The sequence below is a fragment of the Gelidimonas diazotrophica genome (genome assembly GCF_055694025.1).
Map to the genome: position 1 here is coordinate 3,707,009 of NZ_CM146349.1, position 14,602 is coordinate 3,721,610.

Here is a 14,602-nt window from a genome sequence, read left to right on the forward strand (position 1 = left end):
CAATTACATCGATTACATCTTTTCAGGAGCCGAGACGCCGATCAGCGCCAAACCATTTCGCAATACTTGCCGCGTGGCACACACAAGCGCCAGTCGCGCCATTTTCAACGGCGCATCATCGACCAGCACCCGTTCCGCATTGTAGTAGCTATGCAGTTCGCCGGCCAAATCGCGCAGGTAAAACGCCACCTGATGCGGCCCCAGTTCTTCCAGTGCATGTTCCAGCGCGTCCGGATATTCAGCCAACTTGGCCAGCAAAGACGCTTCGCGCGGGGCTGTCAAAGGCGCCAGGTCGACCCCGGCCAGAGTGGCCGCATCGCCGCCCCACAGTTCCAGCATGCGGCAAATACGCGCATGCGCGTATTGCACATAATACACAGGATTTTCGTCCGATTGCGCCAGCGCGACATCGACATCGAACACGAATTCGGTATCGGCCTTGCGCGAAATCAGGAAGAAGCGCACTGCATCGCGCCCGCGCGTGAGGTCGCCGGCATTGTTCTCGCCGGCCGACCATTCGATCAGGTCGCGCACCGTCACATAGGAGCCGGCGCGCTTGGAGATTTTCACCTCTTCGCCGTTCTTCATCACGGTCACCATCTTGTGCAGCACGTAATCCGGGTAGCCCTGCGGCACGCCCATATCGACCGCCTGCAGGCCGGCGCGCACGCGGGCGATGGTGCCGTGGTGGTCGGAACCCTGGACGTTAATCGCCTTGGTAAAGCCGCGTTGCCATTTGGTGATGTGATAGGCGACGTCCGGCACGAAGTAGGTGTAGGTGCCGTCGGATTTTTGCATCACGCGGTCCTTGTCGTCGCCGTAATCGGTGGTGCGCAGCCACAGCGCGCCATCTTGTTCATAGGTCTTGCCGGCTTGCACCAGCGTGTCGACGGTGGCGGCGACTTTGCCATCGCCGTAGAGCGACGATTCGAGATAGTAATGGTCGAACTTGACGCCGAATGCCAGCAAGTCCAGATCTTGCTCGCGCCGTAAGTAAGCAACCGCAAACTGACGGATCGAATCGAGATCGTCGGGCGCGCCGCTGGCCGATACCGATGCGCCGTCGCTGCCGGTAACCGTCTTGCCGGCCAGGAAATCCTGCGCAATCTCAGTGATGTAATCGCCGTTGTAAGCGGACGCCGGCCAACCGTCGTCGAGCGGCGTCAAGCCCCGAGCCCGGGCCTGCACCGACAGCGCCAGGTTGCCGATCTGAACCCCGGCATCGTTGTAATAAAACTCACGCGTGACCGCGTAACCCTGCGCGTCCAGCAGCGCGGCCAGCGCATCGCCCAGCGCACCCTGACGGCCGTGGCCGACATGCAAGGGGCCGGTCGGATTGGCGGAGACGAATTCGACCACCACCTTCTGGCCGGCGCCGACCGTGCTTTTGCCGTATTCCGTGGCTTCCGTCAGCACCGTCTTGACCACCGATTGCCGCGCCGCAGCCGACAGGCGCAGATTGATGAAGCCCGGCCCGGCGATCTCGGCCGCTTCGATCAAGGTTCCATCAGCTGCTTCTGCCATCAGCGCGGCAACGATTGCCTGCGCCAATTCACGCGGGTTTTTCTTCAATTGCTTGGACAACTGCATGGCGATATTGCATGCGACATCGCCATGCGCCGGATCGCGCGGACGCTCCAGCGTGACATTCGCCTGCACTTCGGTGCCGGCCAGCAAGGGCGCCAGCGCCGTGTTGAAAAGTTCGAGAATCTGTTGTTTTTGATCGGCAAGCATGGGCAAATGGGGCGCAGCGGCATGGCCGCCCGCGATAAATTAATCGATGGGCGCAATTATACTGGCATGCACTTGGCCTGTACTTGGCCTGCGCTGCAGCCGCATGGACATGACGCGAACGTGATCAAACGGAACCATGGATTGCTTCCAGCGCCAAAATGCCGCATATTCGGCTGCGGCTGTTTGCAATGCCATGTCTGTTCCCTGGAGTATTGATGCTTGATTACTATTTCCCTGCCGCACTGGCGCCCGAAATCATCAGCGGGCGCAAGAACCGGATCGTCGCGGCGCTGCCCGCCAGCGGTCTGCCGCCGTCAATCGGCGCCCGGGTGCAGCTGTATTGTGGCAGCGGCAAGAAGGACCGGGTGCTGATCGCGCAAGGCCGCATCTGCGCAGTCCAGCCGGTATTGCTGTGGGGCGAGCTGATGGCGGTCGATGGGCGCGACCTGTCGGCCGCAGAAGCGGAAACCTTCGCGCTGGAAGAAGGTTATGCGTCCTTTGCACAACTCAAAGGCTGGTGCCAGCAGCGCCATGCCCTACCTTTCTCAGGCTATCTGGCACAGTGGGAAGCACGCCCGATTCCAATCCAGGCCCAGCTTTTTTAAGTTCAGCACATAGTCTGATACAGATCAGGATTGCATGCTGCCCCCATACCGCATAAGCGACCCGCACGATATGGCTATGCTAGTATCAAACGATTGATTCGTTGCAACGTTGCGAGCTTGTCGGGGCAGGAATAGGCTTATTAAAAAAGTCTTTTGCAGCGCAGTAACGACATTTCATGGTTCGGCACATGCCACCGAATTGATGCTGAGGGTTCAGATTTATTGTTGAAGACGGAGGGTATTGCTGTGGACCGTATCATTAAAAATAATTACACCAGCACCGCGCAATTGAAGGAATTGATGACTGCACCGCCGATGACTGCAGAGCAGCACACCAAGCTGATGCGCAAACGCATCGCGCATCGCAGAATGATCGAAGATGCCAAAGAAAGCCATCTGCAAAATAGCGCGGATTGGGAATTTTCCGGCTAGGCCGCGAGCCGCTTGACGATCTGGATACCGTATTTATACTGATCTACAGTATAAATTTTTGACGCACTGTTGTATTGCGGCAAACATGGTGTTTATTGCCATACTCCATCATAATAAATAATGCATGGCAGGCGATTATTTCCTTTGTAGGATGGCTCGATCTTTGCTATAAATACAATAGCGATCCAGTCTCGGAAGGAGAAAATCATGCTGCGCCGACTCTATTACACGCTACCCGACGTACCTGCCGCCCGGGCCATGCTGGACGAATTATTGCTGGCCCGGGTCGAGGAAAAACACATCCGTTTCTGGGCCAAGGACGGCACCTTGCTGCCGGACATGCCGGAAGCCGGCTTCCTGCATAAAACCGATGTGGTTCACGGTATGGAACTGGGCGCGGTGGTCGGCACCTTTACCGGCCTTGGCATCGGTATTCTGTTGACCTTATTCCCGCTGGAAGGCTTGCCTCTGCCGACCATGACGATTCTGGGTGCCGCTATCGGTGGCGCCTTGTTCGGTGCCTGGGTGTCGGGCATGGTAGCAGCTGCAATCCCGAATTCGCGCCTGAAAGCGTACCAGGAAGACATCGAACGCGGCCAGGTGCTGCTGATCGTCGACCTGCCCCATCGGCGCGTGCCGGAAATCGAGGAAATAATCGCTAAGCGTCATCCTGAAATACGTTTCGGCGGCGAGGAACCGCATACGCCGGTATTCCCGTAACCGCATCCGGCCTTGCCATTGCGCAGCCAGGAAGGGTGCGATCTGTCCAACCGGTCCATTACCCTGCTCTGGGCTTGGCCAGTAATGCTTTCAAATTCGCCAGCCGGTTCTGTGGCGTAATAATTTCTGCTTCGGTCGGTACCGCATCGCCTTCATCGAGCTTCATTTCCTTGATGAAACGCGAGATGTCGCAGTGCACGCTTTCGCGCGCGCGCATGCGCTTCTTGCACCAGCTGACATGCAGGGTGCGCTGGGCGCGGGTGATGCCGACGTACATCAGACGCCGCTCTTCCTCGATGCGGGCGCCGAGGATTTCTATCGGAACTTCGCCCTCGGCACCATTGCCTTTGTGGGGCAGGATGCCTTCTTCCACGCCGACCAGAAATACGTGCGGAAACTCCAGCCCTTTGGAGGCGTGCAGCGTCGACATCCGCACCGCGTCGGGTTCTTCGTCACGACCTTCGAGCATCGTCATCAGCGCCACCATCTGGGTCAGATCGAGCAAGCTTTTTTCGGCAGCGTTGCCGTCCTTGCCGCCGCTGCCTTTTTCTTTCAGCCAGGTGGTGAAGTCGAGCGTGTTTTGCCATTTGCTCTGGGCCTGGCGGTCGTCGAAGCTGTCGTACAGATAGGCTTCGTAATTGATCTCTTTCATCATGTCGTCCAGCAGTTCGGCGGCGTGCCCTTCCCGGTGCGCGTGCATTTCGAGCTGGTTGATGAAAGTGCAAAATTGCCGCAGTGGGTGCAATTGGCGGTCGGCCAGTTGCGCCTCGATGCCGCCTTTGAAAACCGCTTCAAACAATGAACATTGCCACTGGCCGGCGACCTTGCCGAGCGTTTCCAGCGTCGATTGGCCGACGCCGCGCTTGGGCGTGGTGACCGCGCGGATGAAAGCCGGATCATCGTCCTGGTTGGCGACCAGGCGCAGATAACTGACGATATCCTTGATTTCAGCCTTGTCGAAAAAACTCTGACCGCCCGAAATCGTGTACGGAATGCGCTCCTTGCGCAGCGCCTGCTCGATCACCCGCGCCTGGTGATTGCCGCGGTACAGGATCGCGTAATCGGAATACTGGGTGCGGCGTTCGAAACGATGGGCCGACAACATGATGGCGATTTGCTCGGCTTCCTGCTCGTTGTCTTGCATGCCGAGCACCGTGATCGGCTCGCCCAGGCCGTGCTCGGACCAGAGTTCTTTCTCGAACAGTTTCGGATTATTGGAAATCACCGCGTTGGCTGCTTGCAGGATACGGGTGGTGGAACGGTAATTCTGTTCCAGCTTGATGATCTTCAGATCAGGGAAATCGACTTGCAGGGTTTTCAGGTTTTCTACCGTAGCGCCGCGCCAGGCGTAAATCGCCTGATCGTCGTCGCCCACCGCCGTAAACAGCGGCTTCTTGCCGGGCCCTGACACCAGTAGCTTGACCAGTTCGTACTGACAGGTATTGGTGTCCTGGTATTCGTCCACCAGCAGGTAGCGCAGGCGGCGCTGCCATTTGTCGCGCACCGTCTCGTCAGTGCGAAACAGTTCGACCGGCAAGCGGATCAGGTCGTCGAAATCGACCGCCTGATAGGCCGACAGTGTGGCCACATAATTGCGGTAGATGCGCGCGGCTTGCGCTTCGTCTTCGTCTACCGCTTGCTGCAGCGCAGTGTCGGGGTCGATCAGGCTGTTTTTCCATAACGACATCGCGCTCTGGATGCGGCGGATCAGCTGCTTGTCGGTGGTGATCGCCAGATCCTGCACCAGCGAGAAGCAGTCGTCGCTATCCATGATCGAGAAACGGTCTTTCAGCCCGAGCGACTTGGCTTCCTGCCGCAAAATTTTTACGCCCAGCGAATGGAAAGTCGAAACCGTCAACTGCTTGGCCTGGCGCGGCTCCTTCAGCAGTTTGGCGATGCGCTCCTGCATTTCCAGCGCCGCCTTGTTGGTGAAAGTCAGCGCGGCGACGTTTTTAGCTTCGTAACCACAATCTTCGATCAAATGCGCGATCTTTTGTGTGATCACGCGAGTCTTGCCAGAGCCGGCACCGGCCAGCACCAGACAGGGACCGTCCATGTAATGGACCGCATCGCGTTGCGGTGCATTTAAACCATGCGTTAAACCATGAGACATCGGGAAGGCAGACAAAAAGACGACGAGGCCAGACATTGTAGCAGCGCGCTGAAGCCGGCAACGGCTAGCCTTTCTAGCGCTTTCTTGCTTTATTTGATTGATATAAAGTAATTTATTTGGTTCCTTTACAGGATATAGTCGCAAAGAAACATTTTGTCATGCAACATGATGCGACTTGCATGCAAGAGCCCGGAACAGGTAGTCAATGTACTTCATGACAACCTTAATCCATCGCCCTGGCCAAGACTGCCATTGCGTAATCAACAACACACAAAAGGAGCCATAACATTATGAATGCGCTATTAAACCGACTCCGACTATGGCAAAAATTTGCCATTCTGGCTCTATTCGGCGTGATTCTGGTGGCTGCGCCATTCATTATGTATATCAATGAAGCCGGCAAAGTCATCAGCGCAGCCCGGCTGGAAATCCAGGGCTTGGCCCCGGTGCGCCTGGTTCTCAAGACAATGCAAATGGCGCAGCAGCATCGCGGACTGTCGGCAATGGTTCTGAACGGCAATACCACGGCCCAGCCGAAGCGGGCTGGCAAGATGGAAGAAACCGATCGCGCTTTCGCCGCGTTTGATGCCGAACTGCAAAAAAATATCAAAGACCCAGCGATCACCAGCGCCTGGTTGCAAACCAGCAACGCCTGGAATGCACTCAAAGGCAAGGTCGCGCAAGGCGCGATTTCAGCACCGGACAGCTTCACTGCGCATACCGCGATGATTGCGCAGTTGTTCAGGATCAAAGCGCTGTTGATGGAATATTACGGACTGAGCTTTGATCCTGAAGCGCAGAGTTATTACCTGATCGATGCCGCGCTGGGGCAAGCGCCGATGCTGGCCGAAATATTTGGCCAGACACGCGCCGTAGGCGCCGCCTTGCTGGCTGCGCACAGCGCCGCAGTGGAAGACCGCATGAAAATAATCGCATTGATCGACAAGGCCAATGAGCGTTACCAGGGCTTGAACGATTCACTCGAAAGCGCAGTCTCGCGCAGCCCGCAACTCAAGGACAAATTGGCTGCACCCGGCCAGGCCGCGCTTGCCACCGCCAACCAGGCAATCAAGCTGGCGCAAAACGAAATCGTCAAAGCGGAACAACTGCAGTTTTCCGCCCCCGACTACTTTAACCAGTTCACTACTGCCATTGACACCCAGTTCAAACTCAATGAAGTCGCACTGGTGGAACTGGAAGCCATCCTCGTAGCCCGCGCCGCGCAGCTGACCACCACCAGCTATTTGCTCAGCGGCGCTATTGCATTGTTCAGCCTGCTGGCGGCCTTCATCAATTTCCTCATCACTCGCGGCCTGCTGCGTCAACTCGGCGGCGAGCCGGCATATGCCGCCTCGATTGTGGAAAAAATCGCTGACGGCGACCTTTCTGCCACCATCGAACTCAAGCCGGGCGACCAGTCCAGCCTGCTGTTTGCGATGCGATCCATGCGCGACCATCTGGGGGTCATCGTTGGCAACGTGCGCAGCGGCACCGACGCGATCGCCACCGCCTCCGGCCAGATTGCGGCCGGCAACTTCGATCTGTCGTCGCGTACCGAAGAACAAGCCAGCACGCTGGAACAGACCGCCGCCTCGATGGAAGAATTAACCGGCACCGTCAAGCAAAATGCCGACAATGCGCGCCAAGCCAATCAACTGGCGGCTTCTGCCTCGGAAGTTGCGGTCAAAGGCGGTGCGGTAGTAGCGCAAGTGGTTGACACCATGCATGACATCAATGCCTCGGCAGGGAAAATCGCCGACATCATCAGCGTCATCGACGGCATCGCTTTTCAGACCAATATCCTGGCGCTGAATGCGGCGGTCGAAGCGGCGCGCGCCGGCGAGCAGGGGCGCGGCTTTGCGGTGGTAGCCACCGAAGTGCGCAATCTGGCGCAGCGCTCGGCTTCTGCTGCGAAGGAAATCAAGGCCTTGATCGACGACTCGGCGCAGAAAGTCAATGCCGGCAGCACGCTGGTAGGGCAAGCCGGCGCCACCATGCAGGAGATCGTCACCAGCGTCAAAAAAGTGGCCGACATCATGAATGAAATCACCTCCGCCAGCCAGGAGCAAAGCGAGGGCATCGAGCAAGTCAACCAGGCGGTGGCGCAAATGGATGAAGTCACGCAGCAAAATGCCGCGCTGGTGGAACAGGCCGCGGCAGCGTCCGAAGCCCTGCAGGAACAGGCGACGCAACTGGCGCAAGTGGTCAGCGTCTTCAAACTCGCCGGGATGTCGACACTGGAGTCGACATCCCTGCCCCATTTTTCGCCACCCGCTAAACATTCCGTAGTCAGCAAGATTGCCAGTGCGCCAAAAAAGCAAAAAACAATCCCCCATGACGCAACGGCGTCGTCTGAAGGATGGAAGGAATTTTAACCAGACTAATCCAGCGCCCCCTCGAAAAAATTCCATAACTTGGCGAGCGCGTGGGATGTTACAGAGCACAAATGCGTTGCACTTTGGTTGTTTTCCCCTCTTCGTGCAACCAGATAAAAAGAGCCTTACACCGGCCTGAACCGGCCTAATTGATTTCACTAGAAAACAAAACATGAAAATAAGTAATCTTAAAATCGGGGCGCGACTAGGGATCTGTTTTGCAATTATTCTTGTTTTGTCGTTTATGACTACCGGCGTTGCGATGTGGCGACTACAGATCGTTGCCGAAGAAACACGCATGATGATGGAACAGCCGCTGGCCAAGGAGCGCATGACTGCCGACTGGTATCGCTATATTCATAGCGCGGTACGACGCACCGCAGCAATCGCAAAAAGTTCCGACCCGTCACTGGTGGCGTTCTTTGCCGAAGATAGCGCAGCTACCAACAAGGGTGCTTCGGAGATGCAAAAAGGCGTCGAGCCATTGTTAACGACAGACAAGGAAAAATCACTGTTCCATGCCATCGGCGAGCAAAGAAAAATCTATGTCGCCGCGCGCGATACGATCCTCAGGATAAAAGCAGAGGGCCAGGCAGAAGAAGCCAACCGGATTATCGAGCAAACCTTCATGCCGGCGGCAAAGACGTACCAGAATCTGGTGCAGGAATTACTCGAAAATCAACGCGAAAATATTAATGCAATCGGCAGCAAAATTGAAGCCGACTATCGCACCAGCAAATTTGCATTGCTGATGCTCAGTTTGGTTGCGCTGCTGTGCGGAATAGGATGTACATGGATATTGACGCGCAACTTGCTAAAGCAGCTCGGCGGCGAACCGGAATATATAGCCGCCATCGCACATCAAATCGCCACTGGTAACTTGGCAGTTGCGATAAACACGCAACCTAAAGATGATTCCAGTGTGCTGCATGCAATGAAGACAATGCACGACAATCTGGCCAACATCATCAGCCAGGTGCGTAGCGGTACCGAGACGATTGTTACTGCCTCGGGGCAAATCGCGGCAGGCAATTTCGATCTATCCAGCCGCACCGAAGCACAGGCCAGCGCGCTGGAAGAAACGGCGTCCACGATGGAAGAGTTGACCTCCACGGTCAAGCATAATGCCGACAATGCACGCCAGGCTAATCAGCTGGCGCAATCCGCGTCGGAAGTCGCGGTGAAAGGCGGCGAAGTAGTCGCACAAGTGGTCGACACGATGGGTTCGATTGATACCTCGTCGAAAAAAATCGCCGACATTATCAGCGTCATCGATGGCATCGCTTTTCAGACCAATATCCTGGCCCTGAATGCGGCGGTCGAAGCCGCGCGCGCCGGCGAACAGGGGCGCGGCTTCGCGGTGGTCGCAACTGAAGTACGCAATCTGGCGCAACGCTCGGCTTCCGCCGCCAAGGAGATCAAGACATTAATCGACGACTCGGTCGACAAGGTTGATGCCGGCAGCAAGCTGGTGGAACAGGCAGGCAAGACGATGGCAGAAGTCGTCTCCAGCATCCGACGCGTAACCAACATCATGGGTGAAATAACCACCGCAAGTAAGGAACAGAGCGATGGCATCGAGCAGGTCAATGAGGCGATTCTGCAGATGGATCAAATAACCCAGAAAAATGCCGCATTAGTCGAGGAAGAGGCTGCGGCAACGGCGTCCTTGAAAGATTTGGCCGATGATCTGGCGCTCGTAGTCAGCGCGTTCAAGCTCGAAACAATGCCCATCATAAGGCCTTCTGCACCAGATATTTCTTCTTTGGCGACGCGAAATCAAACGTCCAAGACATTGCAGATTGCACAGACGGTACCGCAACGCATCCGATAACCGATGATTGAGCACGCCGGCCCGAAGCGGCGTGAAGATTTTTTAATGTGTTTGTTAAAGGGAATGAAAAAAATGAAAAAACTATTCAATGGAATTGTGATCGGCCTGTGCGTACTGGCTTTCAATGGGGCAGCAGTTGCTGCCGACAAGGGAACCGCTGACGAAGCGGTTGCCATGGTTAAAAAAGGCGTGGCTTTTGTGAAGGCGAACGGGAAGGAAAAAGCGTTTGCTGAATTCAGTAATCTGCAAGGCCAATTCGTTGACCGCGACCTGTACATCATGGTCTACGACATGCAAGGCATCAACAGGGCACACGGCTCAAACCATAAATTGATCGGCAAAAATCTTCTTGAAATTAAAGATGCTGACGGTAAAGATGTCGTCAAGGGCTTGATTGCCGTTGCCAATAAAGGCAAGGGCTGGTTCGATTACCGATGGCCAAACGGTGTCACCAAAGCCGTTGAGCGCAAGTCCACTTATGTTGAAAAAGTGGACGACGTGCTGATCGGTGTTGGCATTTACAAATAATCAGGTCGATTGGATGTGGTCGTTATTATCGGGCTGCATCCTGTTGCCAGCTTCTGCACACACTGACTGAATCCGCTGCCGCTCGGGCCTAGCAAGGAAAATAGCATCATGAATTTGAATAATTTGCGCATTGGCGTGCGCTTGAGAATTGGTTTCGGCATCATTCTGGCGCTGCTGGTCGTGGTGGTTGTGGCCGACAATATGAGTAGTGCCAATAACAGGAAAAAATTGTTTGAAGGGTTAGAGGCCGCCAACGCCAAGTTGATGCTGACCACAAAAATGAAGAGCGAGCAACTTGAAGGCGTGATCGCCATTCGCAGCATCGGCTTGCAGTCAGAGGTCAGTGCGATGAATCAGGAGGAGGCAAAGCTCAAACAGCATCGCATGCTGTTTTCTGAAGCGCGTGACACACTCATAACGATGGGTGTCACCGACACAGAAAAAAAGATTTTTGAGGATATTGCGCGCCTCGATAAGGAACTCGAAACACCGACGACTGAGGCGATCGCACAGGCACTCGCCTTCAATAGCGAAGGGGTAGGAAGTATCATCGCTACCCGGATCGATCCAGGTTATCGGCAAGTGCTGGCTGAAATCAATAAGCTGGTCGACCTCCAGCGGGCGGCTGAACAAGAGGTGCGCGACCAGGCAATAGTTTCCAGTCAGCGATTAATGTACTTGTTGTATTTGGGCTCGGCAATTGCAGTGATTATCGGTAGTGGGTTGGCATGGATTATTACGCGCAGCATCACGCAGCCGCTTGATAAGGCAGTGCAGGTCGCGCGTCGCGTAGCGGACGGCGATCTGACGGAGGCCATCACCGTAGAATCGACGGATGAAACCGGCAAGCTGATGCAGGCGTTGCAGGAGATGAACCAGCATCTGGCCAGCACGGTTGGTCAGATACGCAGCGGCACCGACGCGATCGCCACCGCCTCCGGCCAGATTGCCGCCGGCAACTTCGATTTATCTTCGCGTACCGAAGAACAAGCCAGCACACTGGAACAGACCGCCGCTTCGATGGAAGAACTAACCGGCACCGTCAAGCAAAACGCCGACAATGCGCGCCAGGCCAATCAACTGGCAGCATCGGCCTCGGAAGTTGCGGTCAAAGGCGGCGAAGTAGTCGCACAAGTGGTCGACACCATGCATGACATCAATGCCTCGGCCAGAAAAATCGCCGACATCATCAGCGTCATCGACGGCATCGCTTTTCAGACCAATATCCTGGCCCTGAATGCGGCGGTCGAAGCGGCCCGCGCCGGCGAGCAGGGGCGCGGTTTCGCGGTGGTAGCCACCGAAGTGCGCAATCTGGCGCAGCGTTCAGCCAGCGCTGCGAAAGAAATCAAGGCCCTGATCGACGACTCGGCGCAGAAAGTCAATGCCGGCAGCACGCTGGTAGGGCAAGCCGGCGCCACCATGCAGGAGATCGTCACCAGCGTCAAAAAAGTGGCCGACATCATGAATGAAATCACCTCCGCCAGCCAGGAGCAAAGCGAGGGCATCGAGCAAGTCAACCAGGCGGTGGCGCAAATGGATGAAGTCACGCAGCAAAATGCCGCGCTGGTGGAACAGGCCGCGGCAGCGTCCGAGGCACTGCAAGAACAAGCCACGCAACTGGCGCAAGTGGTCAGCGTATTCAAACTCGCCGGGATGTCGACAACGATTCAGTCCAGGCCAATCCGGCAAGCCACAGCGTTGCCAGTCAAGCAGCAGATTGCGGCCCGACCGGCCGGTGCGCCAGCCAAGCAAAACGTGATTGCACATCCTAAAACAACGTCGGATAGCGACTGGGAAGAATTCTAAACCCGGCCGCCTGACACTCCAATTGCACCGGTGTGTAGAAGGTTGGGCTAACGTCTTATCAGCCCAACCTTCTACAAAGCACGTTCCGACATTTACGCACAAAATGGCAAGACTTGACCGCGCAAGGGCTACCAGAGTATGTCCCTGCCAAACGGATTGCTTGCCTTGGCTATACCCACTGATATTTTTTGTGAAATGCCCATATGACCAACGACGCCCATTGCTTCAGCCTGGCCGGCAAAAAAGGCCTCATCCTGGGCCTTGCCAATGAGCACAGCATCGGCTGGGGCTGCGCCCAGATGGCGCGCCAGCAGGGCGCCGAGGTGGTAGCTTCGTGCCTGAACGAAAAGGCCCGGCCTTTCATCGAACCGCTGACCACTGCGGCCGGTATCGATCTTATGCCCTGCAACGTCGAGCAGCCGGGTGATCTGCAGGCGCTGGTGGAGCACGCTGTAGCCCGGATGGGCCGACTGGACTTTGTGGTGCATTCGATTGCCTGGGCGCCACTGGAGGACTTGCACTGCAAGGTAATCGACAGCACCAGCACCGGCTTTGCCCGGGCCATGGAGGTGTCGTGCCACTCGTTTGCCACGCTGGCAAAATTCTGCGCACCGCACATGTCCGAAGGCGGCAGCCTGCTGACCATGACTTATCTCGGTGCCGACGAAGCGGTCCCTCACTACGGACTGATGGGTCCGGTGAAAGCGGCGCTGGAGTCGCTGGTGCGCTACATGGCGATGGAGCTGGGGCCGCAGCGCATCCGGGTGCATGCCGTGTCGCCCGGTCCCATCCTGACGCGTGCCGCCTCGGGCATTCCCGAGTTCGACGACCTCATGCAAAATGCCATTCGCAAGGCCCCGCTGGGCCGTCTTGTGACGCTCGATGAAATTGCCCGGCTCTGTGTCTTCCTATGCTCCGATGCCTCTTCCGGCATGACAGGGCAGACTATTTACGTCGATGCAGGCTGCCACGCAGTAGCCTGACTTCCCGCGATTCCCTCCATGCTGCCAATTAGAAAATATTATGCCTCTGACCCTGAACACTGATTTGATTGAAAACGTCACATACGACGAAATCACTCTGGGCCAAAGTGCCCGCTTGCTACGCACCCTAACTCTGGCCGACATCCAGGCCTTCGCAGCCGTATCGGGCGATTCCAACCCTGCCCATCTGAATGCCGAGTACGCCAACGCTACCCTGTACCACGAGGTGATTGCCCACGGCATGTGGGGCGGTGCGTTGATTTCGGCCTTGTTGGGCACGCAGTTTCCCGGCCCCGGCACCATTTATCTGGAGCAGGCGTTGCACTTCACCAAACCCGTTCACATCGGTGACACGCTCACCGTGACGGCCACGGTGGTGAGTAAGGACGATGCCAACAAGCATGTCGAACTGGATTGTCAAGTGCTCAACCAGAAAGGCGACCGCGTGCTGCACGGCATGGCCCGGGTGCTGGCTCCCACAAAAAAGGTGCGCCTGCCGCGCGTCAATGCGCCGCACATCCAGCTGTTTGACCCTGAAGCCCGTTTCAAAGACCTGCTGGCGCTGAGTACTGGCATGCCGGCAGTGCGTTGTGCTGTGGTGCACCCCTGCGATGTGGAGTCGCTTAGCGGCGCCATGGATTCAGCCCGCTACGGCCTGATAGTGCCGGTGCTGATCGGTCCCGAGGCGCGCATCCGCCACATTGCCAAAGAAGCTGGCATCGATCTGACGGACGCTGAAATTATCTCGGTGCCGCACAGCCATGCGGCCGCGGAAAAGGCCGCCGATATGGCCGCCAACGGGGAAGTGGAGGTGCTGATGAAAGGCAGTCTGCATACCGACGAGCTGATTCACGCAGTACTGGCCCGCCCGGCACTGCGCACTGGACGGCGCATGTCGCATGTGTTCCGCTTCGACGTGCCGTTGTACAGCAAGCCGCTGCTGGTTACCGACGCCGCACTCAACATCCGCCCCAGCCTGCTGGAAAAGGTCGACATTATCCAGAACGCCATCGACTTTGCTCGCATCATGGGCGTAAAAATTCCCAAAGTCGCCATTCTGTCGGCGGTGGAAACCGTCAATCCCAACATCCCGTCCACGCTGGACGCCGCGGCGCTGTGCAAGATGGCCGACCGGGGTCAGATCACGGGCGGCATACTCGATGGTCCGCTGGCTTTTGACAACGCCATTTCGGCCCACGCAGCGCAGGTCAAGCACATCAAATCAGCCGTATCGGGGAATGCCGACATCCTGGTTGTGCCCGACCTGGAATCCGGCAACATACTGGCTAAACAGCTGGAGTACCTGGCGGGAGCCACCGGCTCCGGCTTGGTGCTCGGCGCCCGGGTGCCAATTGCCCTGACCAGTCGTGCCGACGGCCCCATGGCCCGTGTGGCTTCGGCGCTACTGGCCCAACTGGCGGCCCATGACGCCCGCCGCGACCACGCGCGCCAAGACTGATAAGGAGCGGGAC

At 56.9% G+C, this 14,602-nt stretch carries 12 protein-coding genes; 9 read left to right on the plus strand and 3 right to left on the minus strand.

Going from position 1 to position 14,602, the window contains the following annotated elements; genetic code table 11:
- Positions 1-12: 12 nt before the first annotated feature.
- Entirely contained in the window at positions 13-1,734 is a 1,722-nt protein-coding gene (argS, locus tag KGFNPO_RS17195) for an arginine--tRNA ligase (protein ID WP_472632443.1), read from the minus strand.
- Positions 1,735-1,773: 39 nt separating this feature from the next.
- Positions 1,774-1,929, minus strand: a complete 156-nt coding sequence (locus KGFNPO_RS17200) for a hypothetical protein (protein ID WP_472632444.1) — start codon at positions 1,927-1,929, stop codon at positions 1,774-1,776.
- A gap of 20 nt (positions 1,930-1,949) precedes the next feature.
- On the opposite strand from KGFNPO_RS17200, the gene KGFNPO_RS17205 reads away from it, so the two are divergent.
- The 3 genes from KGFNPO_RS17205 (at position 1,950) to KGFNPO_RS17215 (ending at position 3,491) form a co-directional block, all read left to right on the plus strand.
- A complete protein-coding gene (locus KGFNPO_RS17205; protein WP_472632445.1) occupies positions 1,950-2,339 on the plus strand; it encodes a hypothetical protein in 390 nt (129 codons plus the stop codon).
- A gap of 246 nt (positions 2,340-2,585) precedes the next feature.
- Entirely contained in the window at positions 2,586-2,771 is a 186-nt protein-coding gene (locus tag KGFNPO_RS17210) for a hypothetical protein (RefSeq protein ID WP_472634554.1), read from the plus strand.
- A gap of 207 nt (positions 2,772-2,978) precedes the next feature.
- Positions 2,979-3,491: a DUF1269 domain-containing protein gene (locus KGFNPO_RS17215; RefSeq protein ID WP_472632446.1), complete on the plus strand. Its 513-nt coding sequence runs from the start codon at positions 2,979-2,981 to the stop codon at positions 3,489-3,491.
- A 58-nt stretch (positions 3,492-3,549) separates the two neighbouring features.
- On the opposite strand, the gene KGFNPO_RS17220 is transcribed toward KGFNPO_RS17215, so the two are convergent.
- Positions 3,550-5,604, minus strand: coding sequence for a UvrD-helicase domain-containing protein (locus tag KGFNPO_RS17220; protein WP_472632447.1), 2,055 nt, complete (start codon positions 5,602-5,604; stop codon positions 3,550-3,552).
- Between the two features lie 290 nt (positions 5,605-5,894).
- Between KGFNPO_RS17220 and KGFNPO_RS17225 the strand changes: the two genes are divergently transcribed.
- The 6 genes from KGFNPO_RS17225 to KGFNPO_RS17250 all read left to right on the plus strand — a co-directional run bounded on the left by KGFNPO_RS17225 (position 5,895) and on the right by KGFNPO_RS17250 (position 14,589).
- Positions 5,895-7,979 carry a methyl-accepting chemotaxis protein gene (locus KGFNPO_RS17225; protein ID WP_472632448.1) on the plus strand — a complete coding sequence of 695 codons (2,085 nt, stop codon included), beginning with the start codon at positions 5,895-5,897 and terminating at the stop codon, positions 7,977-7,979.
- Positions 7,980-8,151: 172 nt separating this feature from the next.
- Positions 8,152-9,813, plus strand: coding sequence for a methyl-accepting chemotaxis protein (locus tag KGFNPO_RS17230; protein WP_472632449.1), 1,662 nt, complete (start codon positions 8,152-8,154; stop codon positions 9,811-9,813).
- 3 nt (positions 9,814-9,816) lie between these two features.
- A complete protein-coding gene (locus KGFNPO_RS17235; protein ID WP_472632450.1) occupies positions 9,817-10,341 on the plus strand; it encodes a cache domain-containing protein in 525 nt (174 codons plus the stop codon).
- Positions 10,342-10,449: 108 nt separating this feature from the next.
- Positions 10,450-12,147, plus strand: a complete 1,698-nt coding sequence (locus KGFNPO_RS17240; RefSeq protein ID WP_472632451.1) for a methyl-accepting chemotaxis protein — start codon at positions 10,450-10,452, stop codon at positions 12,145-12,147.
- Positions 12,148-12,350: 203 nt separating this feature from the next.
- Positions 12,351-13,130, plus strand: coding sequence for an enoyl-ACP reductase FabI (gene fabI / locus KGFNPO_RS17245; RefSeq protein ID WP_472632452.1), 780 nt, complete (start codon positions 12,351-12,353; stop codon positions 13,128-13,130).
- 40 nt (positions 13,131-13,170) lie between these two features.
- Positions 13,171-14,589: a bifunctional enoyl-CoA hydratase/phosphate acetyltransferase gene (locus tag KGFNPO_RS17250; RefSeq protein ID WP_472632453.1), complete on the plus strand. Its 1,419-nt coding sequence runs from the start codon at positions 13,171-13,173 to the stop codon at positions 14,587-14,589.
- Positions 14,590-14,602: the final 13 nt, after the last annotated feature.

Bases quoted from the DNA above. Each gene is read 5' to 3' on its own strand.
- KGFNPO_RS17240 (WP_472632451.1), top strand. From the start codon at position 10,450: ATGAATTTGAATAATTTGCGCATTGGCGTGCGCTTGAGAATTGGTTTC.
- KGFNPO_RS17225 (WP_472632448.1), top strand. From the start codon at position 5,895: ATGAATGCGCTATTAAACCGACTCCGACTATGGCAAAAATTTGCCATT.
- fabI (WP_472632452.1), top strand. From the start codon at position 12,351: ATGACCAACGACGCCCATTGCTTCAGCCTGGCCGGCAAAAAAGGCCTC.
- KGFNPO_RS17235 (WP_472632450.1), top strand. From the start codon at position 9,817: ATGATTGAGCACGCCGGCCCGAAGCGGCGTGAAGATTTTTTAATGTGT.
- KGFNPO_RS17200 (WP_472632444.1), bottom strand. From the start codon at position 1,929: ATGGCATTGCAAACAGCCGCAGCCGAATATGCGGCATTTTGGCGCTGG.
- KGFNPO_RS17250 (WP_472632453.1), top strand. From the start codon at position 13,171: ATGCCTCTGACCCTGAACACTGATTTGATTGAAAACGTCACATACGAC.
- KGFNPO_RS17215 (WP_472632446.1), top strand. From the start codon at position 2,979: ATGCTGCGCCGACTCTATTACACGCTACCCGACGTACCTGCCGCCCGG.
- argS (WP_472632443.1), bottom strand. From the start codon at position 1,734: ATGCTTGCCGATCAAAAACAACAGATTCTCGAACTTTTCAACACGGCG.
- KGFNPO_RS17230 (WP_472632449.1), top strand. From the start codon at position 8,152: ATGAAAATAAGTAATCTTAAAATCGGGGCGCGACTAGGGATCTGTTTT.
- KGFNPO_RS17205 (WP_472632445.1), top strand. From the start codon at position 1,950: ATGCTTGATTACTATTTCCCTGCCGCACTGGCGCCCGAAATCATCAGC.
- KGFNPO_RS17220 (WP_472632447.1), bottom strand. From the start codon at position 5,604: ATGTCTCATGGTTTAACGCATGGTTTAAATGCACCGCAACGCGATGCG.